This is a genomic window from Chlorobaculum sp. MV4-Y, assembly GCF_025244685.1.
Classification (GTDB): Bacteria; Bacteroidota; Chlorobiia; order Chlorobiales; family Chlorobiaceae; genus Chlorobaculum.
This window is the reverse complement of record NZ_CP104202.1, coordinates 1,633,894-1,659,616: the sequence shown is the minus strand read 5'-3', so window position 1 is coordinate 1,659,616 and position 25,723 is coordinate 1,633,894. Positions and strand designations below refer to the sequence as shown.

The 25,723-nt window shown below is 57.2% G+C and carries 30 protein-coding genes; 22 read left to right on the top strand and 8 right to left on the bottom strand.

Annotated elements, in window-relative coordinates; all coding sequences use genetic code 11:
• Window positions 1-84: 84 nt before the first annotated feature.
• Window positions 85-1,398, bottom strand: a complete 1,314-nt coding sequence (gene der / locus NY406_RS08185; RefSeq protein WP_260533606.1) for a ribosome biogenesis GTPase Der — start codon at window positions 1,396-1,398, stop codon at window positions 85-87.
• A 149-nt stretch (window positions 1,399-1,547) separates the two neighbouring features.
• On the opposite strand from der, the gene rplM reads away from it, so the two are divergent.
• The 5 genes from rplM to pyrH all read left to right on the top strand — a co-directional run bounded on the left by rplM (window position 1,548) and on the right by pyrH (window position 5,070).
• Window positions 1,548-2,000, top strand: a complete 453-nt coding sequence (rplM, locus tag NY406_RS08180; RefSeq protein ID WP_260533605.1) for a 50S ribosomal protein L13 — start codon at window positions 1,548-1,550, stop codon at window positions 1,998-2,000.
• A 15-nt stretch (window positions 2,001-2,015) separates the two neighbouring features.
• The gene (gene rpsI, locus NY406_RS08175; protein WP_260533604.1) at window positions 2,016-2,405 is read left to right on the top strand and encodes a 30S ribosomal protein S9; all 390 of its coding nucleotides are present in this window, start codon (window positions 2,016-2,018) and stop codon (window positions 2,403-2,405) included.
• 141 nt (window positions 2,406-2,546) lie between these two features.
• Window positions 2,547-3,293, top strand: coding sequence for a 30S ribosomal protein S2 (gene rpsB, locus NY406_RS08170; protein WP_260533603.1), 747 nt, complete (start codon window positions 2,547-2,549; stop codon window positions 3,291-3,293).
• Window positions 3,294-3,378: 85 nt separating this feature from the next.
• Window positions 3,379-4,245, top strand: coding sequence for a translation elongation factor Ts (gene tsf / locus NY406_RS08165; RefSeq protein WP_260533602.1), 867 nt, complete (start codon window positions 3,379-3,381; stop codon window positions 4,243-4,245).
• 105 nt (window positions 4,246-4,350) lie between these two features.
• A complete protein-coding gene (gene pyrH, locus NY406_RS08160; RefSeq protein WP_260533601.1) occupies window positions 4,351-5,070 on the top strand; it encodes a UMP kinase in 720 nt (239 codons plus the stop codon).
• Window positions 5,071-5,136: 66 nt separating this feature from the next.
• Here pyrH and recX read toward each other — a convergent pair whose 3' ends face one another.
• The gene (recX, locus tag NY406_RS08155) at window positions 5,137-5,619 is read right to left on the bottom strand and encodes a recombination regulator RecX (protein ID WP_260533600.1); all 483 of its coding nucleotides are present in this window, start codon (window positions 5,617-5,619) and stop codon (window positions 5,137-5,139) included.
• Window positions 5,612-7,033: a B12-binding domain-containing radical SAM protein gene (locus NY406_RS08150; RefSeq protein ID WP_260533599.1), complete on the bottom strand. Its 1,422-nt coding sequence runs from the start codon at window positions 7,031-7,033 to the stop codon at window positions 5,612-5,614. The genes recX and NY406_RS08150 overlap by 8 nt, the downstream gene beginning before the upstream one ends.
• 302 nt (window positions 7,034-7,335) lie before the next feature.
• Between NY406_RS08150 and bchF the strand changes: the two genes are divergently transcribed.
• The 7 genes from bchF to lptE all read left to right on the top strand — a co-directional run bounded on the left by bchF (window position 7,336) and on the right by lptE (window position 13,965).
• Window positions 7,336-7,809, top strand: coding sequence for a 2-vinyl bacteriochlorophyllide hydratase (bchF, locus tag NY406_RS08145; RefSeq protein ID WP_260533598.1), 474 nt, complete (start codon window positions 7,336-7,338; stop codon window positions 7,807-7,809).
• A 44-nt stretch (window positions 7,810-7,853) separates the two neighbouring features.
• Window positions 7,854-8,075 carry a hypothetical protein gene (locus NY406_RS08140; RefSeq protein ID WP_260533597.1) on the top strand — a complete coding sequence of 74 codons (222 nt, stop codon included), beginning with the start codon at window positions 7,854-7,856 and terminating at the stop codon, window positions 8,073-8,075.
• Between the two features lie 48 nt (window positions 8,076-8,123).
• Complete coding sequence (locus tag NY406_RS08135) at window positions 8,124-10,244, top strand: bifunctional aldolase/short-chain dehydrogenase (protein ID WP_260533596.1); 2,121 nt, start codon at window positions 8,124-8,126, stop codon at window positions 10,242-10,244.
• Between the two features lie 52 nt (window positions 10,245-10,296).
• A complete protein-coding gene (lsrF, locus tag NY406_RS08130) occupies window positions 10,297-11,178 on the top strand; it encodes a 3-hydroxy-5-phosphonooxypentane-2,4-dione thiolase (protein WP_260533595.1) in 882 nt (293 codons plus the stop codon).
• Window positions 11,179-11,277: 99 nt separating this feature from the next.
• A complete protein-coding gene (locus NY406_RS08125) occupies window positions 11,278-12,585 on the top strand; it encodes a RuBisCO large subunit C-terminal-like domain-containing protein (protein ID WP_260533594.1) in 1,308 nt (435 codons plus the stop codon).
• 34 nt (window positions 12,586-12,619) lie between these two features.
• Entirely contained in the window at window positions 12,620-13,444 is an 825-nt protein-coding gene (locus NY406_RS08120; protein WP_260533593.1) for an SDR family NAD(P)-dependent oxidoreductase, read from the top strand.
• Window positions 13,445-13,455: 11 nt separating this feature from the next.
• The gene (lptE, locus tag NY406_RS08115; RefSeq protein WP_260533592.1) at window positions 13,456-13,965 is read left to right on the top strand and encodes an LPS assembly lipoprotein LptE; all 510 of its coding nucleotides are present in this window, start codon (window positions 13,456-13,458) and stop codon (window positions 13,963-13,965) included.
• A gap of 100 nt (window positions 13,966-14,065) precedes the next feature.
• Here lptE and NY406_RS08110 read toward each other — a convergent pair whose 3' ends face one another.
• The 5 genes from NY406_RS08110 to NY406_RS08090 all read right to left on the bottom strand — a co-directional run bounded on the left by NY406_RS08110 (window position 14,066) and on the right by NY406_RS08090 (window position 16,623).
• On the bottom strand, window positions 14,066-14,485 hold the full coding sequence (locus NY406_RS08110; protein WP_260533591.1) for a hypothetical protein: 420 nt from the start codon (window positions 14,483-14,485) through the stop codon (window positions 14,066-14,068).
• Entirely contained in the window at window positions 14,469-14,876 is a 408-nt protein-coding gene (locus NY406_RS08105) for a phage holin family protein (protein WP_411267078.1), read from the bottom strand. The genes NY406_RS08110 and NY406_RS08105 overlap by 17 nt, the downstream gene beginning before the upstream one ends.
• Window positions 14,873-15,163 (bottom strand): hypothetical protein, encoded by a 291-nt coding sequence (locus NY406_RS08100; RefSeq protein ID WP_260533590.1) that lies wholly within the window; start codon window positions 15,161-15,163, stop codon window positions 14,873-14,875. The genes NY406_RS08105 and NY406_RS08100 overlap by 4 nt, the downstream gene beginning before the upstream one ends.
• Window positions 15,164-15,341: 178 nt before the next feature.
• The gene (locus NY406_RS08095; RefSeq protein WP_260533589.1) at window positions 15,342-16,079 is read right to left on the bottom strand and encodes an SDR family NAD(P)-dependent oxidoreductase; all 738 of its coding nucleotides are present in this window, start codon (window positions 16,077-16,079) and stop codon (window positions 15,342-15,344) included.
• A 118-nt stretch (window positions 16,080-16,197) separates the two neighbouring features.
• Window positions 16,198-16,623: a molybdopterin-binding protein gene (locus tag NY406_RS08090; protein ID WP_260533588.1), complete on the bottom strand. Its 426-nt coding sequence runs from the start codon at window positions 16,621-16,623 to the stop codon at window positions 16,198-16,200.
• Between the two features lie 392 nt (window positions 16,624-17,015).
• On the opposite strand from NY406_RS08090, the gene NY406_RS08085 reads away from it, so the two are divergent.
• The 10 genes from NY406_RS08085 (at window position 17,016) to NY406_RS08040 (ending at window position 25,306) form a co-directional block, all read left to right on the top strand.
• Entirely contained in the window at window positions 17,016-17,390 is a 375-nt protein-coding gene (locus tag NY406_RS08085; protein WP_260533587.1) for an SAM-dependent methyltransferase, read from the top strand.
• Between the two features lie 172 nt (window positions 17,391-17,562).
• Complete coding sequence (locus tag NY406_RS08080; RefSeq protein WP_260533586.1) at window positions 17,563-18,051, top strand: TonB-dependent receptor plug domain-containing protein; 489 nt, start codon at window positions 17,563-17,565, stop codon at window positions 18,049-18,051.
• A 13-nt stretch (window positions 18,052-18,064) separates the two neighbouring features.
• Complete coding sequence (locus NY406_RS08075; RefSeq protein WP_260533585.1) at window positions 18,065-19,237, top strand: iron chelate uptake ABC transporter family permease subunit; 1,173 nt, start codon at window positions 18,065-18,067, stop codon at window positions 19,235-19,237.
• Between the two features lie 270 nt (window positions 19,238-19,507).
• Complete coding sequence (locus tag NY406_RS08070) at window positions 19,508-20,143, top strand: class I SAM-dependent methyltransferase (RefSeq protein ID WP_260533584.1); 636 nt, start codon at window positions 19,508-19,510, stop codon at window positions 20,141-20,143.
• Window positions 20,140-21,261, top strand: a complete 1,122-nt coding sequence (locus NY406_RS08065; protein WP_260533583.1) for an ABC transporter substrate-binding protein — start codon at window positions 20,140-20,142, stop codon at window positions 21,259-21,261. The genes NY406_RS08070 and NY406_RS08065 overlap by 4 nt, the downstream gene beginning before the upstream one ends.
• On the top strand, window positions 21,242-22,315 hold the full coding sequence (locus NY406_RS08060; protein WP_260533582.1) for an ABC transporter substrate-binding protein: 1,074 nt from the start codon (window positions 21,242-21,244) through the stop codon (window positions 22,313-22,315). The genes NY406_RS08065 and NY406_RS08060 overlap by 20 nt, the downstream gene beginning before the upstream one ends.
• Before the next feature lie 197 nt (window positions 22,316-22,512).
• Entirely contained in the window at window positions 22,513-23,583 is a 1,071-nt protein-coding gene (locus tag NY406_RS08055; RefSeq protein WP_260533581.1) for a GTP-binding protein, read from the top strand.
• Between the two features lie 85 nt (window positions 23,584-23,668).
• The gene (locus tag NY406_RS08050) at window positions 23,669-23,980 is read left to right on the top strand and encodes a TonB-dependent receptor plug domain-containing protein (protein WP_260533580.1); all 312 of its coding nucleotides are present in this window, start codon (window positions 23,669-23,671) and stop codon (window positions 23,978-23,980) included.
• The gene (locus NY406_RS08045) at window positions 23,955-24,248 is read left to right on the top strand and encodes a TonB-dependent receptor plug domain-containing protein (protein ID WP_260533579.1); all 294 of its coding nucleotides are present in this window, start codon (window positions 23,955-23,957) and stop codon (window positions 24,246-24,248) included. Before NY406_RS08050 ends, NY406_RS08045 begins: the two co-directional genes overlap by 26 nt.
• A 29-nt stretch (window positions 24,249-24,277) precedes the next feature.
• Window positions 24,278-25,306, top strand: coding sequence for a TonB-dependent receptor plug domain-containing protein (locus NY406_RS08040; protein WP_260533578.1), 1,029 nt, complete (start codon window positions 24,278-24,280; stop codon window positions 25,304-25,306).
• The last annotated feature ends 417 nt before the right edge of the window (window positions 25,307-25,723 follow it).

The following is a 25,723-nucleotide window of genomic DNA, read 5'->3' as shown; positions in this document are numbered from 1 at the left end:
CCGTCTGATTGGTTTGATCAGTCAGCGCCGTCTTGGTTTAAAGCCGTTACAAAAACTGCGCTTTACGCCAGGCGGTTCCCGTGTTCATTTCCGCAGGAAGCGCATTGTTATCGGAATGCCTGCAAAGTCAAAGCTCTCGCGCAGGCGTTTTTCGAGGAAGCGGCGGAAGTTGTTTTCAAGCAGCTCCGGGTCGTTGCAGAAGAAGGCGAAAACCGGATGGCCCGAGTCGATCTGCGTCATGTACTTGATCTTCAGCTCCTTGCCCGATTTGGTTGCCGGGTGGCGCATGGTGAGCGTCTCCTGCAGGAAACGGTTCAGGTTGCTGGTGCTGATCTTTTGCCGCCGGTTCAGCGCGATTTCTGCGGCGGTGTCGATGGCCCGGTAGCAGTTTTTCTTCGTCAGAGCCGAGGTGAAGATCACTGGGATGTACCCGATGTTGCCGAGCTGGTTTTGCAGGTTGTCGGTGAATGCTTTACTGGTCTTGGAATCTTTCTCGACCAGATCCCATTTGTTGACCAAGAGTAGCACGCCCTTTTTGCGCTCGATGGCCATGTGGATGATCTTCATGTCCTGGCTTTCGAGGCCGAGCCGGGCATCGAGCAGCACCAACGCTACGTCGCAGCGTTCGATGGCGCGAGCCGTGCGGAGCGAGCTGTAGAACTCGATGCCGGCATCGATCTTGGTTCGTTTGCGCAGGCCAGCCGTGTCGATCAGCACATACTCCTCGCCGTTGCGTTTCAGCACCGAGTCGATGGCGTCGCGCGTGGTGCCGGGCACGTCCGAGACGATGTGCCGTTCAGTGCCGAGCAGGGCGTTGACCAGGCTCGATTTGCCGACGTTGGGCCGTCCGAGCACGGCGAGCTTGATCGAGTCGTCCTCTTCGATCTCCTCACCCTCTGGGCATGGCAGCGAGTCGAGAACGTCTTCGAGCATGTCGGCCACGCCGGCGCCGTCGCGCGCCGAGATGAAATAGGGTTCGGTAAAGCCGCTTTTGACCAGCGACTGAGCTTCGAGCGCGACCTGTGGATTATCCACCTTGTTGGCCACGAAAAAGATTTTCTTGTCCTTGAAGGTTTTCTGAAGAATTTTTGCGATGTCGAGGTCGAGATAGGTCAACCCGGAGCGGGCGTCCACCATGAAGATCACCGCATCGGCATCCTCAATGGCGCGCAAGGTCTGTTCGAGCATCGCCATGCTGAGCGTGTCGTTTTCGGGGGCGTAACCGCCGGTGTCCATGAGCAGAAACTGCTTGCCCTGCCACTCGCCGGGGCTGATGTGGCGGTCACGGGTCACACCCGGCGTGGGATCGACGATAGCGCTTTTCTGCCTGAGAATCCGGTTGAAGAGGGTCGATTTGCCGACGTTGGGTCGGCCTACCAGGGCGATCAGTGGTTTCATCTCTAAGCGGCGTGAGAACGTCTGTCGGACGTTTTCGGTTTGAATAACTTCTTGCAAAGAGAACAAGGTAATAGTTTGTAGAATTAATCGGAATAAATTACATTATTAGACATTATTTTTCGGAATAGACCAGATAATCAAAGAGAAGCATGAGCAAAACGTTAAGTTTTAAAACATACTCAGCCAAACCGGGCGAGGTGGAAAGGACATGGCACATTATTGATGCGGAGAATCAGGTGCTCGGTAGAATGGCTGCCCAGATCGCGAATGTTCTGAGGGGAAAGCACAAGCCGCAGTTTACTCCTCACATCGACACCGGCGATTTCGTGGTCGTGACCAACGCTGCCAAAGTTGCGCTGAGCGGTAAGAAACACGACGACAAAACCTACTTCTCGCACTCCCACTATCCGGGTGGCGTCAGGATCGACAGCGTGAAAGACCTTCTCCAGAAAAAGCCGGAAAAGGTGATCGAACACGCCGTTTGGGGTATGCTGCCGCACAACAACCTTGGCCGCCAGCTCTTCAAGAAGCTGAAAGTCTATGCAGGTCCGGAGCATCCGCACGCCGCACAGATGCCGGTGGAAATGAAAGTCAATCAATAAACATAACGCATACTGATGAAAGAGGTTATCGATACCGTAGGCCGCCGCAAGACTTCGGTTGCACGGGTGTTCATGTCACCGGGCAAAGGCAAGATCGTGGTCAACAAGCTGCCGGTCGAAGAGTATTTCAAGGATGAGTTCAAGAGAACCCAGGCGCTGAAGCCGCTGGCTGCCGCCGAGAAGCAGAACGATTTCGATATTACGATCAATGTCAAGGGCGGCGGCCTCACCGGTCAGTCCGGCGCGGTCAGCCTTGCCATCGCCAGAGCGCTGGTCGAGTTCGACGAATCGATCCGTGCTTCGCTCAGGGCAGATCGCCTGCTCACCCGCGATCCCCGTATGGTCGAGAGGAAGAAATATGGCAAGAAAAAGGCCCGCAAATCCTTCCAGTTCTCGAAACGCTGATTTTTTCGTAGCAACCGTCATCTCGCATACCCTGTCATTCCGGCTTGTCGGATAACGCTGTGGGGAAGTGTCCCGGATTTTTTCGGGATCCCTCTGGCGACGGCAGGGTAGAGGATTCAACTAAACAAAGGAGACATTCCCATGTCAAAATTCCAGCTCGAAGAGATGCTTCGCGCAGGCGTGCACTTCGGTCACCTCGCCCGTCGCTGGAGCCCGAAAATGAAGCCGTATATCTTCATGGAGAAGAACGGCGTCCACATCATCGACCTCAAGAAGACCCTCGTTATGGCTGACGAGGCGCTCAAAGCCATCGAGGCCATCGCTTCGACTGGCCGCGAGATCATGCTGGTCGGTACCAAAAAACAGGCCAAGGTCATCATCGCAGAACAAGCCGAGCGCGCCGGTATGCCGTACGTTTGCGAGCGCTGGCTCGGCGGTATGCTGACCAACTTCTCGACCATCCGCCAGAGCATCCGTCGCATGAACGCCATCGACCGCATGGAGACCGACGGCACCTTCGACATGATCACCAAGAAAGAGCGCCTCATGCTGATCCGCGAAAAGGACAAGCTGGTGCGCATCCTCGGTGGTATTGCCAATATGAACCGTCTGCCTGCCGCGCTCTTCGTGGTCGATATCAAGAAAGAGCACATTGCCATCAAAGAGGCCCGCTCTCTCGGCATTCCGATCTTCGCCATGGTCGATACCAACTGCGATCCTGACGAGGTCGATTACGTCATTCCGGCAAACGACGACGCTATCCGCTCCATCGATCTGATGGTCAAGGCGGTTGCCGACACCATTCTCGAAGCCCGCACCCTGCAGGTCGAACAGGAGGTGCTTGCTGAAATGGACGAAGCAGCCGAAGAAGAGACGGCCAACGACTGATTTTAATGTTACCGGAACGAGGCTGGAACCCCGCGCTCCAGTCTCGTTTTCCGCAACCAATCACGATACATACCCATAGTTTATTATGAGCCAGATTTCTGCCAAAGACGTCAAGGAACTCAGGGATACCACCGGCGTCGGCATGATGGAGTGCAAGAAAGCCCTCGAAGAAACCGGAGGGGACATGCAGAAAGCCATCGAATATCTCCGCAAAAAAGGTGCTGCGATGGCCGCCAAGCGCGCTGATCGCGAAGCTTCCGAAGGCGCTGTCTGCATTCTGATGAGCGACGACCAGAAAACCGGTGTGATTCTTGAACTCAACTGCGAGACCGATTTCGTGGCTCGCGGTGAAGTGTTCACCGGCTTTGCCAACGAGCTTGCCACTCTTGCCTTGTCCAACAACTGCGAGTCGAGAGAAGATTTGCTTGGTATCAAACTTGGCGAGGCTTACGGGAACGAAACCGTTGAAGAGGCCCTCAAGTCGATGACCGGCAAGGTTGGCGAGAAACTCGAACTCAAACGCATGGCTCGCCTCACCGCCGAAGCAGGCGTGCTTGAAAGCTACATCCACCCCGGTTCGCAGCTTGGTGCACTGATTGCCGTCGATACTGACAAGCCGGCAGAGACCAAGGCGCTCGCCAAAGACCTTGCCATGCAGGTGGCAGCTTCTTCGCCTATCGTTGTTGGCCGTGATGCTGTGCCCTCCGAGCTGATCGAGAAAGAGAAAGAGATTTATCGTCAGCAGGCGCTTGCCGAGGGCAAAAAAGAGGAGTTCGTTGACAAGATCGTCATGGGCCGCCTCAACAAATACTATCAGGAGGTGGTGCTGACCGAGCAGACCTTCATCAAGGATCAGAATGCCCGTGTCTCGGGTGTGCTCGACGACTTCATGAAGAAGAACCAGGCGCAAGTCAAGGTCAAAGCATTTGTCAGGTATCAGTTAGGAGCCTGAAACAAAAAAAAGCCTCGTTGATGCGAGGCTTTTTTTTGGCTTATTTGAAAAGAGATATTCATCATTTCCGTCGCACAAGTCAAATAGAAACAAGGAGAACCAGCCATGCTAAAATACCGGAGAATCCTGCTCAAGATCAGTGGCGAATCACTTGCCGGAGAGAGCGGATATGGCATCGATGCCGGTGTTCTGGAAAGCTTTGCCGACGAAATCAGGGAGGCCACTGATCTTGGTGCCGAGATTGCGCTGGTGATTGGCGGTGGCAATATTTTCCGGGGGCTTTCCACGGCCGCGGCGTCGATGGACCGCGTGCAGGCCGATTACATGGGAATGCTCGCTACGGTTATCAACTCGCTGGCACTTCAGGATGCGCTCGAACGCAAAGGCATTTACACCCGCCTTGTGACCGCCATCAAGATGGAGCAGATTGCCGAGCCCTTTATCCGCCGCCGTGCGGTGCGTCACCTCGAAAAAGGGCGTGTCGTGATCTTCGGCGCAGGTACCGGCAACCCCTACTTCACCACCGATACTGCCGCATCGCTTCGCGCCATCGAGATCGAGGCCGACGTCATCGTCAAGGGCACCAGGGTTGAGGGGGTGTATGATTCGGATCCCGAAAAGAATCCCGACGCAGAGTTCTTTCCCAATATCTCCTACGTTGACGTGATCCGAAAAAACCTCAGAGTAATGGATATGACCGCCATCACGCTCTGCCGCGAAAACACTCTGCCCATCGTGGTGATGAACATGAACACCAAAGGCAACTTCACCCGCCTGCTCAAGGGGGAACTGATCGGCACGCTGGTGCACGTGGGCGATGAATGATGGATGATGAATTATGAATTGCAAAAGGGCGAGCGGGACGGTTCGCCCTTTTGCTTTTAGGGGAGATCAGACAGCCTGGTCTGATTCGTCCGGTTCCTCACTCATCACCAGCTCCACGGTTTCACGAATGGTTTCCCAGTCGAAGCCACGGTTTTTGAGGAAGGTAATGAGCTTTTTCTTTTTCTGGTCTGGAGGGCAGCAGAGGGTTCGTGCCTTTTTCTCGGCGGCGGCGCGGCACAGTTCAGTCTGGTCGAAGCCGGTAACCGCTTCGTCGATGATGTTGTCGGGGAGTCCTTTCTGCCGGAGGCGGGCGCGGGTCTTGAGGCGGCCTTCAGGCTTGCAGCGGGCCATGCTTGCCATGCAGTTTTGCGCGAAGGCACGGTCGTCGGTCAGGCCAAGCTCGTCGAGTCTTGCAATCGCTTTGGCAATCGATTCGGTATCGAATCCTTTCTTTTTCAGTTTGGCTTCGATTTCAGCCCTGCCGTGGGCCCTTCCAGCCAGGAGCCGGAAGGCATGGTCGAGCGCTGAACCCTTTTTTCCCTCATCCATTCATGACCGGTTTCACGCCCGAAAGCATGGCAGGGTTCATCTTGTGGTCACGCTCGAAGGCCTTCAACTGGGCGGTCAGGTGCGTTTTGAAGGCGATGCTGGTGACCAGGTTGATCAGTTTCCTCGGATTGTAGAGGGTTCTGAGCAGAATTTCCTTCCATGTATAGACATTGACGTAGCTTTTGAGAACCTTGTACTGGAAGAGCAGCGGCTCGTAGCGGTCTGACTTGATGACCAGGTGCAGGGCGTTGTACTTCTCCCAGTCCTCGATGGTGATCAGCCCGCTCTCTTTGTATTCGTGGTACATCTGCGTACCCGGATAGGGGGTGATGATCTGGAAGATGGGCATGAAGATGTGGTTCTTCTTGACGAACTCTACCAGCTCGTCGATGTCCTCGAAGGTGTCGATAGCCGGGTTGAAGAGGAAGTTTCCCTGGATGTTCAGGCCGGCTTTGCGGCAGTCCTCAATGATCTTCGAGTACTTTTCAGCCGAGTTGACGTGGCCTTTGTTGTAGGCTTCGAGTGTGCTCTGCTTGATCGATTCGAGACCGGCCAGCACGAAGTTACAGCCCGCGTCCACGAGCTTTTTAACCGTGGTCGGGTCTTCGAGGAAGTTGATGCTGAGGAAGACGCTGAAGGTGATGTCGCACTCCTTGAGCAGGTCAAGCGACTCCCAGAGCTTGTTCTTGTTGATGCCAAGATTCTCGTCGGTCAGCATGAACCAGGGCTTCGAGTTCTTGCCGTTTGCCTTGAAGAAGTATTTTTTTGCCTCCTCGATCTGATGCTTCAGCGATTCGGGATTCTGCACACGGTACTGCTTACCGGTGAAGTTCGGTGTGACGCAGAAAGAGCAGTTGAACGGGCAGCCACGGGTGACGTAAATCGGAATTGACTTGGTGCCGTCAACCTTGGTGCGTTTCGATGCTTTGGCGATTCTGGCGTAATCGAGTGGCGTGATTGTCTTGACCGGCGGGAAATCCTTGGAGTCATAGCGGGGCTTGAGCCGCTTGTTGGCTACATCGTCGAGCAGGGTCGTCCAGAGATTGTCGGCTTCGCCAACCACGATACAGTCCGCGTGAGCCGCGGCCTCTTCGGGGTTGAACGAAATATGCAAGCCGCCGAGCACCACGGTCTTGCCGCGCTTGCGGAACTCGTCGGCGATCTCGTAGGCGCGGGTCGCTTCGATGGTTCGGGAGGTGATGCCGACCATGTCATAGTCGCCATCGTAGTTGACCTTGTCGTGGAAGTGTTCGTCCACGAGTTCGATCTGGTGCTGGGGTGGCGTCAGGCTGGTGAGCACACCGAGCGCCATGTGGAAAAGGGGCTTCTGGTTGCTGTCGTCATCCATTTTGCCCTGCGGGGATACGAGCAGGATTTTCAGGGGGCGGGTAGCTGCTGGGTCAGGAAATTGCATCAGGTGAAAAAAACCGGATTGATCGAAAAACCATGACTCTGTATTGCAGGGTGCCCGATTGAGAGTGAGTATGTAAGCGGGCGTTCAACCTGTCTGGTTAAACCTACAAAACCTGCCGGATTTAGCAAAATATTCCGGTTATGACAATTTCGTCAATGCCGTATAAAGATGGCTGTTATAGCGCATTTTCGCTTTTCAGAGGTTTTTCAGGGTATGCGGATTTTACTATATTCCCTGCTTCATACAGCCGGGCAGGCTGTGACCATCATCCAATTTTCAGTTGCAAGCACAAGAAAGAGTTCATGCCTCGCTATACACCTGAACAGCTCGCCAAACGCAATGCATCGGTCTGGACCGACATCCAGATCATTCTCGCTCCGCTTCAGTTTTTCATCTTTCTTGGTGGCATAACGCTCAATACCCTTTACTATTTCAATCTGGCCAGCATTGATTTTTACTGGATCAGCGTAGCCATTCTGTTCAAGACCCTCTTTTTCGCCATTCTCTTTATCACGGGCATGTTTTTCGAAAAGGAGATTTTCGACCACTGGATTTATTCCAAAGAGTTTCTCTGGGAGGATGTGGGCAGCACCGTAGCGGCCTTTTTCCACCTGCTCTATTTCGTGATGGCGTGGATGGGGTATCCGGAGCATGTGCTGGTCATCGAGGCGTACATCGCATACCTGACCTATGTGCTCAACGCCTTGCAGTATCTGGTGAGGATCATTCTCGAAAAAAACAACGAACGAAAGCTGAAGGGGCAGGGGGCGATCTGATCTCCGTCCTGTTTTGCCGCTTGTCAGCATAGCTTGCGCCGATTATGAATTACAGTTTCAAGACGCTCTGGAATGCGATGTTTCTCGCTGTCGGGCCGGTCTGGTTCGTGCTTGTCTGGATGATCTGGTCATCTGGACAGCTCAAAACAGCGGAAGATCATACTCTTTTTCTCGGTCTGGTCATTCCGGGCTTTATCCTGATCTATTTGTCAGGTTTTCTGATCCAGAAGCGTCATGCGAAAAAAATACAGGGTCAGCACTCCTGAGCAGCGCATCGCAACTTTAACCGTGATTACAGGAATAGTTCAATCCTTATGAAGAATCTCTGGAACGAGTCCGATCTGAACATGACGGCGGCAGGCCGTATCGACGCCGCCGATACTCCCGCGGAACTGGTGGAGCTGGTCTATGCGTCGAGGCTGCTCGGCAAGGATGATCGGCTGGTCATGCACGGCGGCGGCAACACCTCCGTGAAGTGCGAACTGACCGATTTCATCGGCAACCATGTCAACGTCATCTTCATCAAGGCCAGCGGCGTCAATCTGGCGTCGGTTGATGCCGGGGATTTCACGCCGGTGCGCATCGATCCGCTCCGCAAGCTCCAGAAGATGTACGAGTCTGGGCAGCGGCACAGCGAAGAGGATATCCGCCGTTTCTCGACCAGGGAGTTCAAGAATTTCCTTTTTTTGAACCTCTTCACCCTGACCGACCGCATGGTCAGCCGTTCGCTCAGTCCTTCGATCGAAACCCTGCTTCACGCCTTCCTGCCTCACCGTTACATCATGCACACCCACTCGCTGGCGCTGCTCACACTGAGCAACCAGACCGAGGGTGAGCGTCTTTGCCGCGAGGCGCTTGGCGATGATTACGGACAGGTTCCCTACATCCAGCCGGGTCTCGGCCTGGCCAATCTCGCTCACGACGCTTACGAGGCGAATCCCTCTATCGAGGGGCTTGTGCTGCACAAACATGGTCTGGTGACCTTTGGTGATTCGGCCAAAGAGGCGTATGACCGCATGATCGACGGCGTCAACCGAATCGAGGAGCGCATCGCTTCCGCCGAACGCAAGTCGTTCGCTGTCTTCGAAATGCCCGCGCAGATCGCCAGCGTCGAAGAGGTTGCCCCCATCGTGCGTGGCGCGTGTTCGTTCGAGAAGACCCCCGGCGAGAAGGATTACCAGAGCTTTGTGCTTGAATTCAGAACCTCGCCCGCGCTGCTCGACTATCTCAAAATCGCCGACCTCGAAGCGTTCAGCAAAAAAGGGGCGATGACGCCGGACTTCATCATTCGCACCAAGAATCACCCGCTCGTGGCTCCAGCGCCGGATGCCGCCGATCTCGAAGGGTTCGGCAAGGAACTCAGGGCGCGCGTTGAGCGCTTCACGGAGGAGTATCGCGCTTATTTCGAGTGTCAGCAGGCAGCCACAGGGATGAGTGTTTCGATGATCGATCCGATGCCGCGCGTCGTGCTCGTGCCAGGCCTTGGCCTCTTTGGCCTTGGACGTTCGGTCGCCGACGCGAAGCTCACGGCCGATATCGCCGAGCACTCGGCGGTGGCGATGCTCGACGCTGAATCGATCGGCTGTTTTGAGTCGATCTCCGAGAAGGACGCATTTGAGATAGAGTACTGGGACATGGAGCAGGCCAAGGTACGCAAGAGCCATAACGGAGGTGAATTCGCCGGAAAGGTGGCGCTTGTCACCGGTGGCGCTGGAGCCATCGGCCTGGCTACGGCGAAGGCGTTCAAGGCGAAAGGCGCGGAGATCGTCATCATGGATCTCGATTCGGCGGCGCTCGAAAAGGCAGCGGATGAACTCGGCCCCGGCACGCTCACGATTCCGTGTGACGTCACGAATGCTGCCGCGGTTCGCGAGGCGTTCGATCTGCTCAGCCGCACCTTCGGTGGCCTTGATATCGTCGTCTCGAACGTCGGTGTCGCATGGCAGGGCAGAATTGGTGATGTCTCCGACGATCTGCTCCGCAGGAGCTTCGAGCTGAACTTCTTCTCGCACCAGACCATTTCGCAGAACGCCGTCCGCGTTATGCGCCGTCAAGGCACCGGTGGCGTGCTGCTCTACAACGTCTCGAAACAGGCCGTCAATCCCGGCCCGGACTTCGGCCCCTACGGCCTGCCGAAAGCCGCGACGCTCTTTTTGCTCCGCCAGTACGCGCTCGATCACGGGCGCGACGGCATCCGCGCCAACGGTGTCAATGCCGACCGCATCCGCAGCGGCCTGCTCACGCCGGAGATGATCAAGGCCCGCTCGGCGGCACGCGGTTTGTCCGAAAAAGATTACATGGCGGGCAATCTGCTCGGCCTCGAAGTTTCGGCGGAGGATGTGGCGGATGCGTTCGTCCATCTGGCGCTCGAAACCAAGACGACTGGCTCGATTACCACGGTTGACGGTGGCAACATCGCCGCCGCGCTGCGGTAATCAATAGCGTAGCTTTTCATTTAAAACCATAACCGAACCAGGAGATCACACGATGGCGGAGTACGATAAGGACAAACAGGCGAAAGAGTATTACACCGACATTCCGGTCAATACGCACGGCTTTTTTCTGAAAGGCGCTCACTCGCTCGACTGGGGCATGAAGAACCGCCTGTCGAGGATTTTCCGTCCCGATACCGGCAAGACGGTGATGTTCGCCATCGACCACGGTTACTTCCAGGGGCCGACCACCGGTCTGGAGCGTCCCGACGTGAACATCGTGCCGCTCATGAAGCACGCCGACGCCATCATGCTGACCCGCGGCATCCTGCGCACCACCGTTCCGCCGAGCCTCACCAAGGCGGTTGTCATGCGGTGCAGCGGCGGCCCGAGCATTCTCAAGGAGCTGTCGGACGAAGAGCTGGCGGTTGACATCGAGGACGCCATCCGCATGAACGTCGCCTGCATCACGCTCCAGGTCTTCATCGGCGGCGAGTACGAGACCCGATCGATTCATAACATGACCAAGCTGGTCGATATGGGCCTGCGCTATGGCATTCCGACGATGGCTGTGACCGCCGTCGGTAAGGACATGGTGCGTGACGCAAAGTACTTCCGCCTCGCCACCCGCATCTGCGCGGAACTTGGTGCACAGATCGTCAAGACCTACTACGTGCCGGAAGATTTCGAGACCGTCATCGCCTCCTGCCCGGTGCCGATTGTGATGGCTGGCGGCAAGAAGCTTCCCGAACTCGATGCGCTGACCATGTCGTACAAAGCCATCCAGGAGGGTGCGGCTGGCGTCGATATGGGCCGCAACATCTTCCAGAGCGACAATCCCGAGGAGATGATGCTCGCGGTCAACAAGATCGTTCACGAGGGATTCACTCCGAACGAAGCCTACGAGTATTTCAATACGCTCGTGGCCGCGAAGTAATTTGTCCGGCGGTACTGTTCCGCCTTGATTGTCAACAGGGAGGTGGTAGTATCTGCCTCCCGCTTTTTATAACCGTGCAGCGGCTTATTGAATCAAATTATGAATGCTGAAGACGTCAAAGGTTTTTTTGCTTCCAGGGAATCGCTCGACATGGAGCAATACCTTGTTCTCGACTATTACCTCGAATGCGTTGGTGATATCGAGACCGCTCTCGCCCATTTCTGCAGTGAACAGTCAACCGCTCAGTGGAAGAGGGTAGGCGTTGACGAAGACTTCAGGCCGGTGCACGCCGCCAAGGTGATCGATTACGATGTGATCGAGGAGCTGGAGCAGCTCAGCTATCCGGTAAAGCACTCCGAGACCGGCAAGATTCATGCCTGTCGCGTGACGATTGCCCATCCGCACTGCAATTTCGGGCCAAAGATTCCCAATCTTCTGACCGCTGTTTGCGGTGAGGGCACCTACTTCACGCCGGGCGTACCGGTGGTGAAGCTGATGGACATTCACTTTCCCGACACCTATCTCGCCGATTTCGAGGGGCCGAAGTTCGGCATCGAAGGGCTGCGCGACATTCTCAACGCTCACGGACGGCCGATCTTCTTCGGCGTCGTCAAGCCAAATATCGGTCTCAGTCCTGAGGAGTTTGCGGAGATCGCCTACCAGAGCTGGCTGGGCGGGCTCGATATTGCCAAGGATGACGAAATGCTGGCCGATGTAACCTGGTCGAGCATCGAAGAGCGTGCGGCTCATCTCGGCAAGGCGCGGCGCAAGGCGGAGGCCGAGACCGGCGAACCCAAGATTTACCTGGCCAACATCACCGACGAGGTGGACAGCCTGATGGAGAAGCACGATGTTGCCGTGCGCAACGGCGCCAACGCCCTGCTCATCAATGCGCTTCCGGTGGGACTGAGCGCCGTCCGGATGCTCAGCAACTACACGCAGGTGCCGCTCATCGGCCATTTTCCGTTTATCGCCTCGTTCAGCAGGATGGAAAAATACGGCATTCACTCCAAGGTGATGACGAAGTTGCAGCGCCTCGCCGGACTCGACGTGGTGATTATGCCTGGTTTCGGCGGGCGCATGATGACCCCCGAAGAGGAGGTGCTCGAAAACGTGATCGAGTGCACCAAGCCGATGGGGCGCATCAAGCCGTGCCTTCCGGTGCCCGGCGGCAGCGATTCGGCGCTGACGCTTCAGACCGTCTATGAAAAGGTTGGCAGCGTCGATTTCGGCTTTGTGCCCGGGCGTGGCGTTTTCGGTCATCCGATGGGGCCTAAAGCTGGCGCGAAGAGCATCAGGCAGGCGTGGGAGGCTATCGAGCAGGGTATTTCAATCGAAACCCGGGCCGAGACCCATCCCGAACTTCAGGCCATGCTTGATCAGAGCGCGCTGAAAAAGCAGGACTGAATCGGGGCGCTGCCGGGAGCTGAAACGTGTCGTCATGAAGCAGCTTGAGAACAAGGTCGCCGTCATCACCGGCTCGACCAAAGGCATCGGCAGGGCAATCGCTCGCGAGTTCGTCCGCGAGGGCGCAAAGGTGGTCATCACCTCAAGCCGCCGTGAGAATGTCGAAGCCGCCCTCCGCGACTATCCCGATGGTTCGGTTTATGGCCACGTCTGCGACGTTTCGTCGTACGCCAGCGTCGAAGCGCTCGTCGAGGCCGCCGTCCGGCGGTTCGGAGCTATCGACAGCTTCATTAACAACGCAGGCATCTCCGATCCCTTTGCCAGCGTCAGCGACAGCGATCCCGACGCCTGGGCGCGGGTGATCGACACCAATCTCAAGGGAACCTACAACGGCAGCCGCGCCGCCGTCCGTTATTTTCTCTCGACCGGCAGACGCGGCAAAATCATCAACATGGCCGGATCGGGCACCGACAAAGGCTCGAACACTCCGTTCATTTCGGCCTACGGATCGACCAAAGCGGCCATTGCGCGATTCACCTTCGCCATGGCCGAGGAGTATCGCAAAACCGCTCTTTCGGTTATGCTGCTCCATCCCGGTTTGGTGCGCACGGAGATCAACCATCCGGAGCATCCGACCCCGGAACTGCAAAAGCAGCTGAGTACCTTCAACATCATTCTCGACATCTTCGCCCAAAGCCCCGACCGTGCGGCACGCTACGCGGTGAAGATGGCCTCGCCGTGGAGCGACGGCAAGACGGGGATCTATCTCTCCGCGCTCGACGGAAAACGCAAGAAGATGATGCTTCTGAGCTATCCGTTTCGTAAACTGACGAACAGAATCGACCGGCAAACCTATTAACTACGACCGCCATGCGCAAGACGACCAGATTCCTTTTCGCGCTGTTTGCGCTTGTGACGCTCATTTTGCAGGGATGCTACAGCTTTTCGGGCGGAATGCTTCCTCCGCATTTGCACACGGTTGCCGTGCCGCTGTTCGATGACACCACGTATGCCGGTATCGCGGAGTTCAGGGAGGGCATCACCCGAAGCCTCATCAACAAGATCGAATCGCAAAGTACGCTCTCGATCGAGCCCGATCCTTCACGCGCCAACGCGGTGCTGAAAGGCTCGATCGTCTCCTACAGTGACGAGCCGAGCCAACTCGGCAGCGCCACGGAGCGGGCCGTGACCAACCGGATCACGATTGTGCTGCAAGCCGACTTCGACGACCAGGTCAAAAACAGCAAGCTCTTCTCGCAAACCTTCGTTGGCTTCGCTGATTATAAGGTCGGAAATTACATCGCGCAGCAAGCCGCTATAAAGAGCGCCTACAGCATGGCCGTTGACGACCTCTTTAACCAGATGATCTCGAACTGGTAGGGGGAAGAGAATTATGAATTATGAATTGAAGAGGGGGAGGCGGGTTTTTGTTTCACAGGTCTCAAGAATCCCATCAGTCCCATTGCCGCAAAGCCTCAGTTCATGAGGCTTTGCGCTTTTTGCTCTCGACCTGGCTTTTGAGCCAGGTGACGGCAAGGTCTTTGATGGTATGCAGCAGTTCTGCGCCGATGGCTCCAACCGCGACGGCGATCGGGGAGGGGGGATTTGCCTGAAAAGTCTGCGGTCTGGTTTGTGTGGTTTCGACGGCGGTGGCCTGGCGTTTCGAACGGCTGAAGAGTGACCGGATGACGCGGCCCGCAACGATGCCGGTAACGAACGAGACGCCGGCTGCCTCCACGGGGTGCCGCTTGAGCATCTCCACCGGCGACAACTCCTCCTGCAAATCCTCTTTCAGTTGCCGGGTTCGCTCTCTGATTTTTTCCCCGCGGTCGCTGATAGTCTGCTCCAGCTCGTCGATTCTCGACTGGATATTTTTGATCGGGTCATTGGCGGTCGTCATGGGCGGAGAGAAGGATTTTATGGATGAAGTTCTTCAGCGCATTCGGCTTGACTTTGGTGAAAAACGCGAAAGTGACAAGGAACAGCAGGCTCACCAGGAGATAGCCGAGCCAGGTGTGGCCGAACAGCTCGCCAAAAAGCAGGGCAATGGTGGTGATCAGGTAGGCGACGCCGATCAGGAGCACGACGAGCAGCATCACCAGTGCGCTGACCAGTGCTACCTTGTCGGTCAGCTCGATCTTGAACAGTTCGAGCTTTGCATCGATGATGGCCTTCAGGTCTTCGATGGTCGAATTGACAGTACTGTCGATCAGCCCGGGGATGCCTCTCCTCGGTCGATCCAGGTCTGCTTTACGGTTGAGTTTACTCGGCTCCTGTTTCATCCCGCTCATGCGATAATGGGTTTCCCTATTTTTCCCTCTTCAGCAAAAAAACCGAGCAATATGCCGCCGCCAAGAGCGTAAAAGAACGAGTTCACCGGATTTTCCGTGATGTACTCCTTGGCTTTGTCGCGCGCGTCGAGCACCTTTTCCCAGGTTTCGCTCTCCTTGAATTTGTTGAAAGCTGCCGAAACTTTCTGGCTGACCTCCCTGAAAGGTTCAGGAATTTCATCATGAACAGCCGGGCCGGTTTTGGGCTGCTCCTCGGATATATTGTTGACCGGTATCTGGTGTTCCATAGTAATCGATGGAATATTTTAGTGAGCCAATTACTTAAATATAGGAAAAATAACAGATGCAACGGTTGGCTTGTTCCCGGTTGCCGGGTTGCGCGACTTGAGCAGCGGGACGTAACGGTTGAAATTGACGGAGAGGGAAAAGAGTTTGAAATTCAATCCCCGGCTCATAGTTCATTATTTAGAACAACATCCGCCCGCCGTCTACGTTGAACACCTGACCGGTGATGTATTCGGTCTCCATCAGAAAGCGGATCGCCGCGACGATGTCCATCGGGTCGCCGAGCCGCTCCAGAGGGATTTTGCCGACGAGGTCGGCTTCCGGTTCCTCATCGCGCCCGGAGTAGGCCGAGATGGTGCCCGGCGCGATGGAGTTGACGAGAATTTTCGGAGCCATTTCCTTGGCGAAAACTCTCGTGAGGTGCTGGATGCCCGACTTCGAGACTGTGTAGGGCGCGTAATTCCGCCACACGAGATTTGCTGAAATATCGGTCATCGTGATGATGCGCGAGACGAACGGTTGTTTAAGCATGATCCGCGATGCCTGCTGCATCGTGAAGAATGCACCTTTGAGATTGGTATCGACGAGGCTGTCCCATTCCGGTTCGGTCACGTCGAGCAGGGGAGTGCGGAAAAAGTTTGAGGCGCTCGTGATGAGCAGGTCGAGGCGGTCGAAGTGCTCGCTGAAGGCTGCGAAGGCCTGTTTGATCGCGGCGACGCTCGAAACGTCGCACCGCGCCATCTGCGACTCCGGGCTGACCCAGCGGATTTTTTCGAGTGTCTCCTGCGCCCGCTCCTCCGAGTGCTGCCACGTAAAAAAGATCGAGTAACCCTGTCCGGCGACAGCGAGCGCGATTTCGCTTCCGAGCTTGCCCGAAGCTCCGGTCATGAAGCACACCTTTTTTCCTGAAACGCTCATAGTGGTGAAAGCTGGTTGAGGTGGCGTTTTTTTCAAGGTAATAAAAAATACGCCCTACAAGTCGTAAAGGACTTATAGGGCAGTGAGGAGAAGATTTGGGAGCGCGTAGTCCGATTGCTCAATCGACTCCGATGATCACGCTCGATGCCTTGAAGATGGCGCAGGCGTGGCTGCCTTCGGTGAAGCCGAGCTTTTCGGCGCTGCCGTGGGTGATGACCGCCGAAAGCACGTCGCCGCCGCCGATTTCGAGATCGACCTCGCAGTTGACCGGCCCGTCGATCACGCGGGTGACGGTGCCGCAGAGGATGTTCCTGGCGCTCATTTTTGCGTCGTGCAGATTGGTGCCAAGGATGACCGTGCTCGCCTTGACGATAGCGCTTGCCGCCATGCCCTCTTTCAGCCCGAGTCTTTCGACGGCGCCGATAGTGATGATCGAAACAATCGAAGCTCCGCTGGCGAGCACGATGGCGACTTCGGCATTGACCGCCCCCCTGACGATCGAAGAAACAGTGCCCTTGAAGATGTTACGCGCGCTGATGTTCATGGTGTTGCTCCTGATAAGGATTGATGGGGATAATGTTTGAAGTTTTGAAACATTGAAAGTGGCGTGGCGCATCCATCGAAGGTGAAACGGACTCTTTTTTTTGGATCCGATAATCGCGAAGCGTCTGAGGGGTACATAGGTTCAAATCGATCTGTTGACTTTGCTATAACGCACTGGCTTCAATATTTGAAATTTTTCTTTCACGACAATAGGCGGAGTGAAGAAACCTTAATTATTGAAACGAAACAGCTGCTTTCAATAAATTTATAATACAAATAGGTAGGATTAGTTTGAATAATGGTGAAGAAGTCGCAAATTCTTTCAGGAAAAAGGCCTTCGCTTCTTTTTTTTGTCAGTCGTTATGTTTTTCAAGAAATAACAAAACCGGTAGAGTGATTCAGCAGATGGTAGAGCATGGAGAAAACAGAGTTCTGATAGTTGGCGCGGGGCCGGGCGATCCGGAGTTGTTGACGGTGCGTGGGGCGGCGGCGATCCGCGAGGCCGATGTCATCCTTTACGACTGCGGAACGGTCGAGCCGGTACTCGCGCTGGCCTCCGAACGCGCCGCGATCGTGCGCGTGGATCGTTCGCCGTATGAAACCGGTGAGGCGTTCGCGCGGACGACGCTCGGCGAGCTGAAGGCGGCGAGTTGCTCGACCGGCCTGCCGGAGCCGGTGGTGTACACCATCGGGCGCTACGTCAGGGTGCGGAACGTTCCGGCTGGATCAAAAGCGTTTTCCGGTAAGGTCGGCGAAAGCGCAAAATAGGCTCTTTTTTTGCACGACATTATGTAGTAAAAGTTATAACGAAATCAACCAGATTAATGAAAAAAGCAGTTCTGTTGGTGTTGCTGCTGGCCTCGGTCAGGCCGGCGATGGCCGCCGAATCGTCGTCACGGGCAAGAGCGCCGACTCCGCTGAAACGGTTTCCGCCGTCGAAATGGAGCGGCTCGACAAGCAGAATCTCTCCGAAGCCGCCAATCTTCTGCCGGGCGTCACTATCAGCAACGTCGGCGGGCGCAACGAGGGGATGATCTACGTGCGCGGCTTCGACATGCGCCAGGTTCCGCTCTACCTCGACGGCGTTCCGCTCTACGTTCCGTATGACGGCTATGTCGATCCGAACCGCTTTCTGACGGCGAACCTGTCGGAAGTCAGCGTTTCCAAAGGCTTTACCTCGGTGCTGTACGGCCCGAACACGCTTGGCGGGGCGATCAACATGGTCAGCCGCAAGCCGGAAAAAAAGCTCGAAGGCAACGTCACGGCTGGCGGATCGATGGGCAACGACGAGATCGACGCCGGATTTGGAAGCGTCAACATCGGCTCGAATCAGGGCAAGTGGTACGTGCAGGCCGGGCTTTCCGTGCTGAGTTGTGACTTCATGCCGCTCTCCGGCTCGTATGTCGTGTCGATGAACTACGCATTCTGAGCTGGCGGAGCGCATGAAAGGAGTGTCGCTGCTGCTCGTCTGCCTCGTCGCGCTCGGCGGCGTGAGCCTGCTGTCGCTCGGCGTGGGGCGCTATCCCGTCTCGCCGCCCGCGATCCTCTCGTGGCTCGTGACGGGCCAGAGCGCCGACGCCAACCTGCCGGTGGTGCTGCTTGGCATCCGCCTGCCGAGGCTCGTCGCGGCTATCGCGGCGGGCGGGGCGTTGTCGCTGGCGGGCGCGGCGTATCAGGGATTGTTCCGCAATCCGATGGTGAGTCCCGACATTCTCGGCGTCTCCTCCGGCTCCGGCTTCGGCGCGGCGCTCGGGATTCTCTTCTCGCTGCCGGTGGCCGCCGTGCAGGCGCTGTCGCTGGCGGAGGGCATCACCGCCGTGCTCTGCGCCGTGCTGATCAGCCGCGCCATCGGGCGCAGCAACGATTCGGTGCTTGTGCTCGTGCTCTCGGGCATCGTCATCTCCTCGCTCTTCGGGGCGCTGCTCTCGCTGCTCAAATACATCGCCGACCCGCTCGACAAGCTGCCCGCCATCACCTACTGGCTCATGGGCAGCTTCGCCGACATTCGCACGGGCGAACTCGGCACGGCGGTGGCGATGGTGCTCGCTGGCGCGATTCCGCTGCTGCTCGTGAGCTGGCGGCTGAACGTGCTCTCGTTCGCCTACTCGGTAAGCGATGTGGTGCTCTTCGGCAGGAGCGCCCACCTCCGCCTCTTCGCCTCGCCGGGCAGCCGGGATCGCCGGATAGCGGCGGAGTGCCTCGACCTGCTCGAAATCGCTCATCTCGCCGGACGCGCGTTCAACGAGCTGAGCGGCGGCGAGCGGCAGATGGTGATTCTGGCGCGGGCGCTGGCGCAGGAGGCGCGGTTCATGATTCTCGACGAACCGGCCTCGAACCTCGACTACGGCAATCAGGTTCGGGTGCTCCGCAAAGTCAGGGAGCTGGCCGGGCGCGACATCGGCATTCTGATGGCGACGCACCACCCCGACCACGCCTTCATGTCGGCCTCGCGCGTGGCGGTGCTCTCCGGCGGCAAGCTGAGTCACAACGGCCCGCCCGAATCGACGCTTACCCCGGAGACGCTCCGAAGCCTCTACGGCGTCGAGGTGCAGGTGTTCGACACCCCGCAAAACGGTCACGCCAGCCGAAGGGTCTGCGCCCCGGTGGTGGAGTAGGGGGGAGGGAGATTGGGCTAAAGCCTTTAAATATTTTGACTTATCTGCATACCCCGGACTGAAGTCCGGGGCAATTGTTAAGAGTTTGAAAGGGCAGAGCAAAAAAACAGGAGAAGGTGGATGACTTTGGAAAAGTTAGTTCTCCAAAATTGCCCCGGCCTTCAGGCCGGGGTTCAAGGCATAAAAAAATCATGGGCTTCAGCCCAAAATCTTGCTCAACAACCTTCGCGAGTCGTTGTTGTCAGAGCTATAAACAAAACGCTATAAAAAATGAGTTACACGATGAATGCGGTGGAGTTCAACGAGAAGATCATGAAGGGGCATTTCCGCAAAATCTATCCGGTCATCGCCGCGCAGATCGTCGAGCGGACGGGCGTGAGTTCCGGGCGCTGCGTCGATCTCGGCGGCGGGCCGGGGATGCTGGCTGTCTGCATCGCAAAGATCACCGCGCTCAAGGTGACGGTGGTCGATCTCATGCCGGAGTGCGTCGAGCTGGCCCGCGAGAACAGCGCCGAAGCGGGCGTCGCGGATCGCGTCGATGCCGTGGTGGGGGTGGCCGAGGCGCTGCCGTTCGAGAACGGTTCGGTCGATCTGGTGGTGAGCCGGGGTTCGATCTTTTTCTGGGAGGATCAGGCGCGAGGGCTGGCCGAGGCGTATCGCGTGCTGCGGCCCGGCGGCTGGGCGTGGATGGGCGGCGGCTTCGGCACGGCGGAGCTGCTCCGCGAAATCGAGGCGGCCAAAGCCGACGATCCCGAGTGGAACCGCAAGCGCAAGGAGCGCATGACGCAGAATCCGCCGGAGCACTTCCGCGCCATGCTCCAGCGGCTCGGCATCGATGGCGTCGTGGAGCATCAAGAGGCCGGAACGTGGATTATTTTCCGCAAACCTGCGGAGGCGGAGGCATGAGAGTCGTATCGCCGCGCACCTTCCGCTGGCTTCTGCCGCTCCTCCTGCTGCTGCTTGCCGCGTGCCAGCCCTCCGGCGGCAAGCGGCCCGGCGAGGCGACGCGCGAGGTGGTCGATATGGCCGGGCGGCGCATGACGGTTCCCGTCACCATCGAACGGGCCTCCGCGACGCGCCCCGGCAGCGTGACGCTCTACGCCATCGCGCCCGATCTGATGGTGAACCGCTCGCTCTGGATGACCGACGGCGCGGAGCGCTTCATGAGTCCCGCCTACCTCAAGCTGCCTTTCTCCGACGGCTCGTCCGAAGAGATCGTGCGCCTGCATCCCGACGTCATCGTCTCCTACTTCTCGATCACTCCGCAAAGCATCGACCAGGCCGACCGGCTGAGTCAGCGAACCGGCGTTCCGGTCTTCATGGTCGATATGGAGATGAAGCGCTATCCTGAAGCGTTCGCGGCGATGGGCGAGCTGCTGGGCAGGCAGGAGCAGGCGGCGAAGATGACCGCATACATCGAAAAGTGGCTGCTGCCGGTGTTCGCAAAGGCGGCCCGGATTTCCGCGAGCCAGCGGAAGCGGGTCTATTACGCCGAGGGCAATCGCGGCCTGAATACCGATCCGAGTGGTTCGTTTCACAGCCAGATCATCGACCTCGTCGGCGCGACCAACGTGGCGCAGGTCAACCTTTTGTCCGGCAAGGGGATGAGCGCCGTGTCGATGGAGCAGGTGCTGCAATGGAATCCCGACGAGGTGATCGTCTGGACGGGCATGGGGCCGTCGATGAACACGTATCGCGCCATCGCCGCCGATCCGCTCTGGCAGCGGGTTCCCGCCGTCCGCGAGGGGCGAATCCACCAGATTCCGTTCCTGCCCTTCGGCTGGTTCGACCGCCCGCCGGGTACGAACCGGATTCTCGGTACGCTCTGGCTGGCCGAGCTGCTCTATCCCGACGTGTATCGCATCGATCTCGAAGCCGCCGTGCGGGAGTACTTCACCATTTTCTTTCACCGCGACCTGACTGATGCCGAGCTGCGCGAGGTGCTGCATCCTTTTGCCTCCACGGATGTCGCGCCGGTACAGAGCGCAAAATCAAAACCGGGACATGATGAAACCAGTCGATAAAATGGATCGGGACGGCAACGTCCTCGCGGTGTGCAGTCCGCCACCGCTGCATCGCCGAACCACGGGCAACGGCGTGCCGCTCATCAAAAAGGGAGCGATCAACTTCTACATGAACATGCCCTGCCCGCTCAAGGTGGCCTGCAAGATGGCCATCGGTGAATTCGCGGCGCTCTTCAACGCCTCGCACGAAACGCCGATCTACTCGCCGATGCTGCTCGACGGCGACACCAAGGGGATTGAGGGCGAACTCAAGGCGGCGATGACCGAGGATGAACTGCCCGAAGTGCTCGTGGCTTCCGGCCTGCACACGGTGATGGCGAAGGGGTTCCGCGAGCGCTTCATCGAGAGCGGCATTTACGAGGGCGTGACGAGCCAGGCGGCGCTCGCGCGAATGCCGGAGTCGTACCGCAAGCTGGTGACGGAGCACAACATCGGCCTGTTCAGCACCGGCTTCTGGAGCGTGGTGTGCGACCTGTCGCTCGAAACCATCGTGCCCTACCCGAGGCGCTGGACGGATCTGGTCGATCCGCTCTACAAGGATCTCATCACGGTGCACGGCTACAACGGCAAGGCGAGCATCGCCGCGCTTTTGCTGCTGCTCAAAGAGCAGCTCGGTAGCAGCGCCGTGACCGACTTCGCGGGCAACATCCGCAACATCTGGCACTTCGCCGAAATCCTCAAGCGCCTCGATTCGGCGGAACCGCGCCGCACGCTTTTCAACCTCCTGCCCAACGCCGCCACGGTGCAGATGCCGTCGAAAAAGCGGGCGGCGATTCTCGAATTCGAGGACGGCCCGGTGCTCGCCCCGATGCTCATGTACGTGAAGCGCTTGCGGAAGGAGGAGTGTCAGCCGCTCGTCAACTTCATGCACAGCAACGTCATCCGGCAGGCGCTGCGCCTTGGCGACTTCCGCCTCGCCGACGAGTTCGAATGGACGCAGCCCTTCAGCTTCCCCTCATGGGAGTTCCTGCTGCAAAACGACTACGAAACCGTGACCGCCTCGCTCGACGTCGAGCTGAAAAAGGGGCTGCGGGAGGATGTGTTCCAGACATGACTGTTGGCATAACTCGTAAAGAAAGCCGTGAAAGAACTCTGTCATTCTGAACGAAGCAACGCGAAGTGAAGAATCCAGTTTCTTCGAGGATCAGGTGATAACTGACTGATTCACAGTGTCTTACGAGGCTTTCTGGATTCTTCGCTTCGCTCAGAATGACAAGAGCGGACGACCTGTAGTAAAAAAATCAATACTCTATGAAACTCGTAACCATATCCGGCCCTCCGTCTTCGGGCAAGACCGCCGTGCTTGCCGGAGTCATTCGCGCCATGATGGCTTCCGGCCTCAAGGTCGGGGCGCTCAAGTATGACTGTCTCACCACCAATGACGATGAGGTGTTTCGCGCCATTGGTGTACCTGTCCAGACCGGGCTGTCGGGTAATCTCTGCCCCGATCACTACTTCGTGAGCAACATCGAGGAGTGCCTCGACTGGGGCATTCGCGAAGACTTCGACTTCCTGCTCTCCGAAAGCGCGGGTCTCTGCAACCGCTGTGCCCCGCACATCAAGGGGGTGCTCGCCGTCTGCGTTATCGACAACCTCATGGGTGCGACCACGCCGAAGAAGATCGGCCCGATGCTCAAGTACGCCGACATCGTGGTCATCACAAAAGGCGACATCGTCTCGCAGGCCGAGCGCGAGGTGTTCGCTTTTCAGGTACGCCGCGCCAATCCGCGAGCCAAAATCATGCACGTCAACGGCGAAAAGCCCGATACGGAGTTGCGCTTTTCGCTCGAATACAAGCTGGTGGCGCAGCTCTCGCAAAACATGAACTTCGTCATGGATACCACCGTCGCCGAATTTGTGGCGATGCACGCCGAAAGCCGCATGGTGGAGAAGGTCGATGAGGTGGTGCGCGAAATCGTCACGCAGGCCAACCTGCTGGCAGGCGAACCCTTTACCGCCACGACGCCCGTCACCTCGCTCTCCGGCGGCCAGTCGCGAGCGCTAATGATCGCCGATACGGCATTTCTCAGCTCGTCGCCCGTCGTCTTGATCGACGAGATCGAGAACGCAGGCATCGATAGAAAGAAGGCTCTCTCGCTTCTGGTCAGAAAAGAGAAGATCGTGCTCATGGCCACCCACGACCCGATTCTGGCGCTGATGGCCGAACGCCGTCTGGTCATCAGAAATGGCGGCATCCTCAAGGTGATTACGACGACGCCGAAGGAAAAAGAGAACCTCGAAAAGCTCGAAGCCCTCGACAACCGCCTTCTCGCGCTTCGCACAAGGCTCCGCAGCGGCGAGCTGATCGAAGATGCGGGGTGATCCCTCGTGTGTACCGATGGTTTGTCGTGAATGCCGATCAGGCTCATTTTTTATTCATCGTTATAACTGTAAAAACATATCGTTCATGGACGTACTGAATTCCCGATCCTGCCGGATACTGATCGCGGCGGTTATCATTGGCTCCGCAAGCTCGCAAGCTTGGGCCGCTGGTACCGTTTCAGGCTGGACGGCTGACGAAATTGTCATCACCGCAACCCGAACCGAAAACCCTGTCTCCAAACTGCCAATGGCCGTCGAGGTCGTCACCCAGCAGGAAATTGAAGAGAGCGGCTCCCTGAATCTTGCCGATGTGCTTGCGGAGGTGGAGGATGTCAATGCTCTCGAACCGGTGAACGGACGGACGGCTTGGCGTGGCAAAATTACGCGGCCTTGGTAGCAGCCTGACGCTGGTGCTCATCGATGGCTACCGGTTGCAGTCCGGGTTTCAGGGCTACTCCGATCTGCTTGAAATTCCGGCGGGCATGATCGAGCGCATCGAAATCGTCAGGGGTTCCGGCTCGGCCCTCTACGGCAGCGATGCGGTCGGCGGTGTCATCAACGTTATCACGCGCAAGCCGACCAAAGAGTTGCACGGCGGGTTGTCGGTTTCCGGGGGCGAGAGCCGCTTCGGAGAGGCGGCACGGTCGAGACCGATAGATGGCTGACCGGATCGGCGGGAAAGCTCGACTTTGCTGTGGCTGGTACCTATTACGATCGTGACCGGTATGACCGGGACAAATCCGACCTGATGACCGATGGCGACGATCGCCGTATCGCCTCCGGATCGGTCGCGCTGACTTACAACCTGACACCAGAAGTGAAGCTGACCGGTGGGATGGTTTATTCCGACAACTCGCTCGATGGCATCCGCACGCAGACAACTGGCGATTTCGACCGGTGGGTGGACAGCGACCGGCTGCTTGTTCATGCCGGGGTGGAGATAAAAACAGGCGAGGAGTCGAACCTTTCGTTGAAGGTTGCCCGCAGCACCTATGACTGGCGATCAGACACGGACAATCACGACGGCGTGCCGACCGTCACCAGCGCAACAGCATCCGGCACTACGACGACGGCCAGCCGCACGAAGGTGTCGCAGGATTACGACCAGTTCGATGCCCGCTGGACGGGCAGGTTCGCCGATCATCATCGCCTGACAGCAGGTGTCGAGTACTGCGTAGAGAAGCCCGAGGATTCAAGCAGCACCGTTACGACAAAGGTGGTCACCAAAACCGGGGCGGTCAACAGTGGCCCAACCACCTCCGTCACCACCGATACCAGCTCCATCGAGCACGACGTGAACAACCTCGGTCTCTACCTCCAGGACGAGTTCACCGGTTTGAAGCCGCTGACGATCATCGTCGGCGTGCGGTACGACGACCATTCCGATTTCGGTTCGGAGTACAGCCCCAAGGTTGCGGTGCTTTTGCCGGTCGATTCGCATCTCAAACTGCGGGCCTCATACGGCGAGGGCTTCCGTGCGCCTTCGATCTACGAACTCTACACCGGCTCGCTGACGACCAAAAAAAGTATCGTTCTGTCAAATCCCGATCTTGAAGCTGAAACCTCGAAGACATGGGAGGCTGGCGCCGACTTTTCATGGGAAAATTTCAACGCGGGCGTGACTGCGTTCCGCAACGAGGTCAGGAACATGATTTCTCTGGTGCTGGTCGATGACGATGCAGGCGCAGAAAATAAAAGAGGTGCTCGAAGGTACGCGGCTTGAGTATGAACCGTACCGTACGGAGTGGTAAACCGGAGGATAATTTTCAGCCCATGGGAAAGAGAGCAAAAAACAGCTTTTGCTATTACAGCGTAGAGAGATAGGGGGAAAATGCCAGTAAAAGATTCTCCGGTTACCCTATAACCAACGCTTTTTATTATAGATACAGACCTTAACAATACTTAAATTCGACCTCATGCTCCTTGATATTACTGAAAATTGGCGATCCTCCGGTTTTTGCGCCAGAACGCCGCAGCTGAAGCGGCTTTCCGGAGGCACTTTTTCTATTTCATTGCATGCTTAGCGTATGTCAAAAAAATCACACCCCGTTTAACCCCCATGGTGGTTGAACGGGGTTACTTGTTTGTGCGAGATTTCCATCGATGTTGTTTGATAACCTTTGATGCAGCACGATGGACT

Excerpts from the sequence above, each read along its gene's own strand:
- NY406_RS08060 (WP_260533582.1), top strand. The coding sequence starts at position 21,242 with ATGATGAAACCAGTCGATAAAATGGATCGGGACGGCAACGTCCTCGCG.
- bchF (WP_260533598.1), top strand. The coding sequence starts at position 7,336 with ATGCCTCGCTATACACCTGAACAGCTCGCCAAACGCAATGCATCGGTC.
- NY406_RS08140 (WP_260533597.1), top strand. The coding sequence starts at position 7,854 with ATGAATTACAGTTTCAAGACGCTCTGGAATGCGATGTTTCTCGCTGTC.
- NY406_RS08050 (WP_260533580.1), top strand. The coding sequence starts at position 23,669 with ATGGACGTACTGAATTCCCGATCCTGCCGGATACTGATCGCGGCGGTT.
- NY406_RS08135 (WP_260533596.1), top strand. The coding sequence starts at position 8,124 with ATGAAGAATCTCTGGAACGAGTCCGATCTGAACATGACGGCGGCAGGC.
- rpsI (WP_260533604.1), top strand. The coding sequence starts at position 2,016 with ATGAAAGAGGTTATCGATACCGTAGGCCGCCGCAAGACTTCGGTTGCA.
- NY406_RS08150 (WP_260533599.1), bottom strand. The coding sequence starts at position 7,033 with ATGCAATTTCCTGACCCAGCAGCTACCCGCCCCCTGAAAATCCTGCTC.
- der (WP_260533606.1), bottom strand. The coding sequence starts at position 1,398 with ATGAAACCACTGATCGCCCTGGTAGGCCGACCCAACGTCGGCAAATCG.
- NY406_RS08100 (WP_260533590.1), bottom strand. The coding sequence starts at position 15,163 with ATGGAACACCAGATACCGGTCAACAATATATCCGAGGAGCAGCCCAAA.
- NY406_RS08055 (WP_260533581.1), top strand. The coding sequence starts at position 22,513 with ATGAAACTCGTAACCATATCCGGCCCTCCGTCTTCGGGCAAGACCGCC.
- NY406_RS08070 (WP_260533584.1), top strand. The coding sequence starts at position 19,508 with ATGAGTTACACGATGAATGCGGTGGAGTTCAACGAGAAGATCATGAAG.
- NY406_RS08080 (WP_260533586.1), top strand. The coding sequence starts at position 17,563 with ATGGAGCGGCTCGACAAGCAGAATCTCTCCGAAGCCGCCAATCTTCTG.
- NY406_RS08095 (WP_260533589.1), bottom strand. The coding sequence starts at position 16,079 with ATGAGCGTTTCAGGAAAAAAGGTGTGCTTCATGACCGGAGCTTCGGGC.
- rpsB (WP_260533603.1), top strand. The coding sequence starts at position 2,547 with ATGTCAAAATTCCAGCTCGAAGAGATGCTTCGCGCAGGCGTGCACTTC.
- pyrH (WP_260533601.1), top strand. The coding sequence starts at position 4,351 with ATGCTAAAATACCGGAGAATCCTGCTCAAGATCAGTGGCGAATCACTT.
- NY406_RS08075 (WP_260533585.1), top strand. The coding sequence starts at position 18,065 with ATGAAAGGAGTGTCGCTGCTGCTCGTCTGCCTCGTCGCGCTCGGCGGC.
- NY406_RS08110 (WP_260533591.1), bottom strand. The coding sequence starts at position 14,485 with ATGACGACCGCCAATGACCCGATCAAAAATATCCAGTCGAGAATCGAC.
- tsf (WP_260533602.1), top strand. The coding sequence starts at position 3,379 with ATGAGCCAGATTTCTGCCAAAGACGTCAAGGAACTCAGGGATACCACC.
- lptE (WP_260533592.1), top strand. The coding sequence starts at position 13,456 with ATGCGCAAGACGACCAGATTCCTTTTCGCGCTGTTTGCGCTTGTGACG.
- NY406_RS08065 (WP_260533583.1), top strand. The coding sequence starts at position 20,140 with ATGAGAGTCGTATCGCCGCGCACCTTCCGCTGGCTTCTGCCGCTCCTC.
- lsrF (WP_260533595.1), top strand. The coding sequence starts at position 10,297 with ATGGCGGAGTACGATAAGGACAAACAGGCGAAAGAGTATTACACCGAC.
- NY406_RS08125 (WP_260533594.1), top strand. The coding sequence starts at position 11,278 with ATGAATGCTGAAGACGTCAAAGGTTTTTTTGCTTCCAGGGAATCGCTC.
- recX (WP_260533600.1), bottom strand. The coding sequence starts at position 5,619 with ATGGATGAGGGAAAAAAGGGTTCAGCGCTCGACCATGCCTTCCGGCTC.
- NY406_RS08105 (WP_411267078.1), bottom strand. The coding sequence starts at position 14,876 with ATGAGCGGGATGAAACAGGAGCCGAGTAAACTCAACCGTAAAGCAGAC.
- NY406_RS08120 (WP_260533593.1), top strand. The coding sequence starts at position 12,620 with ATGAAGCAGCTTGAGAACAAGGTCGCCGTCATCACCGGCTCGACCAAA.
- NY406_RS08090 (WP_260533588.1), bottom strand. The coding sequence starts at position 16,623 with ATGAACATCAGCGCGCGTAACATCTTCAAGGGCACTGTTTCTTCGATC.
- rplM (WP_260533605.1), top strand. The coding sequence starts at position 1,548 with ATGAGCAAAACGTTAAGTTTTAAAACATACTCAGCCAAACCGGGCGAG.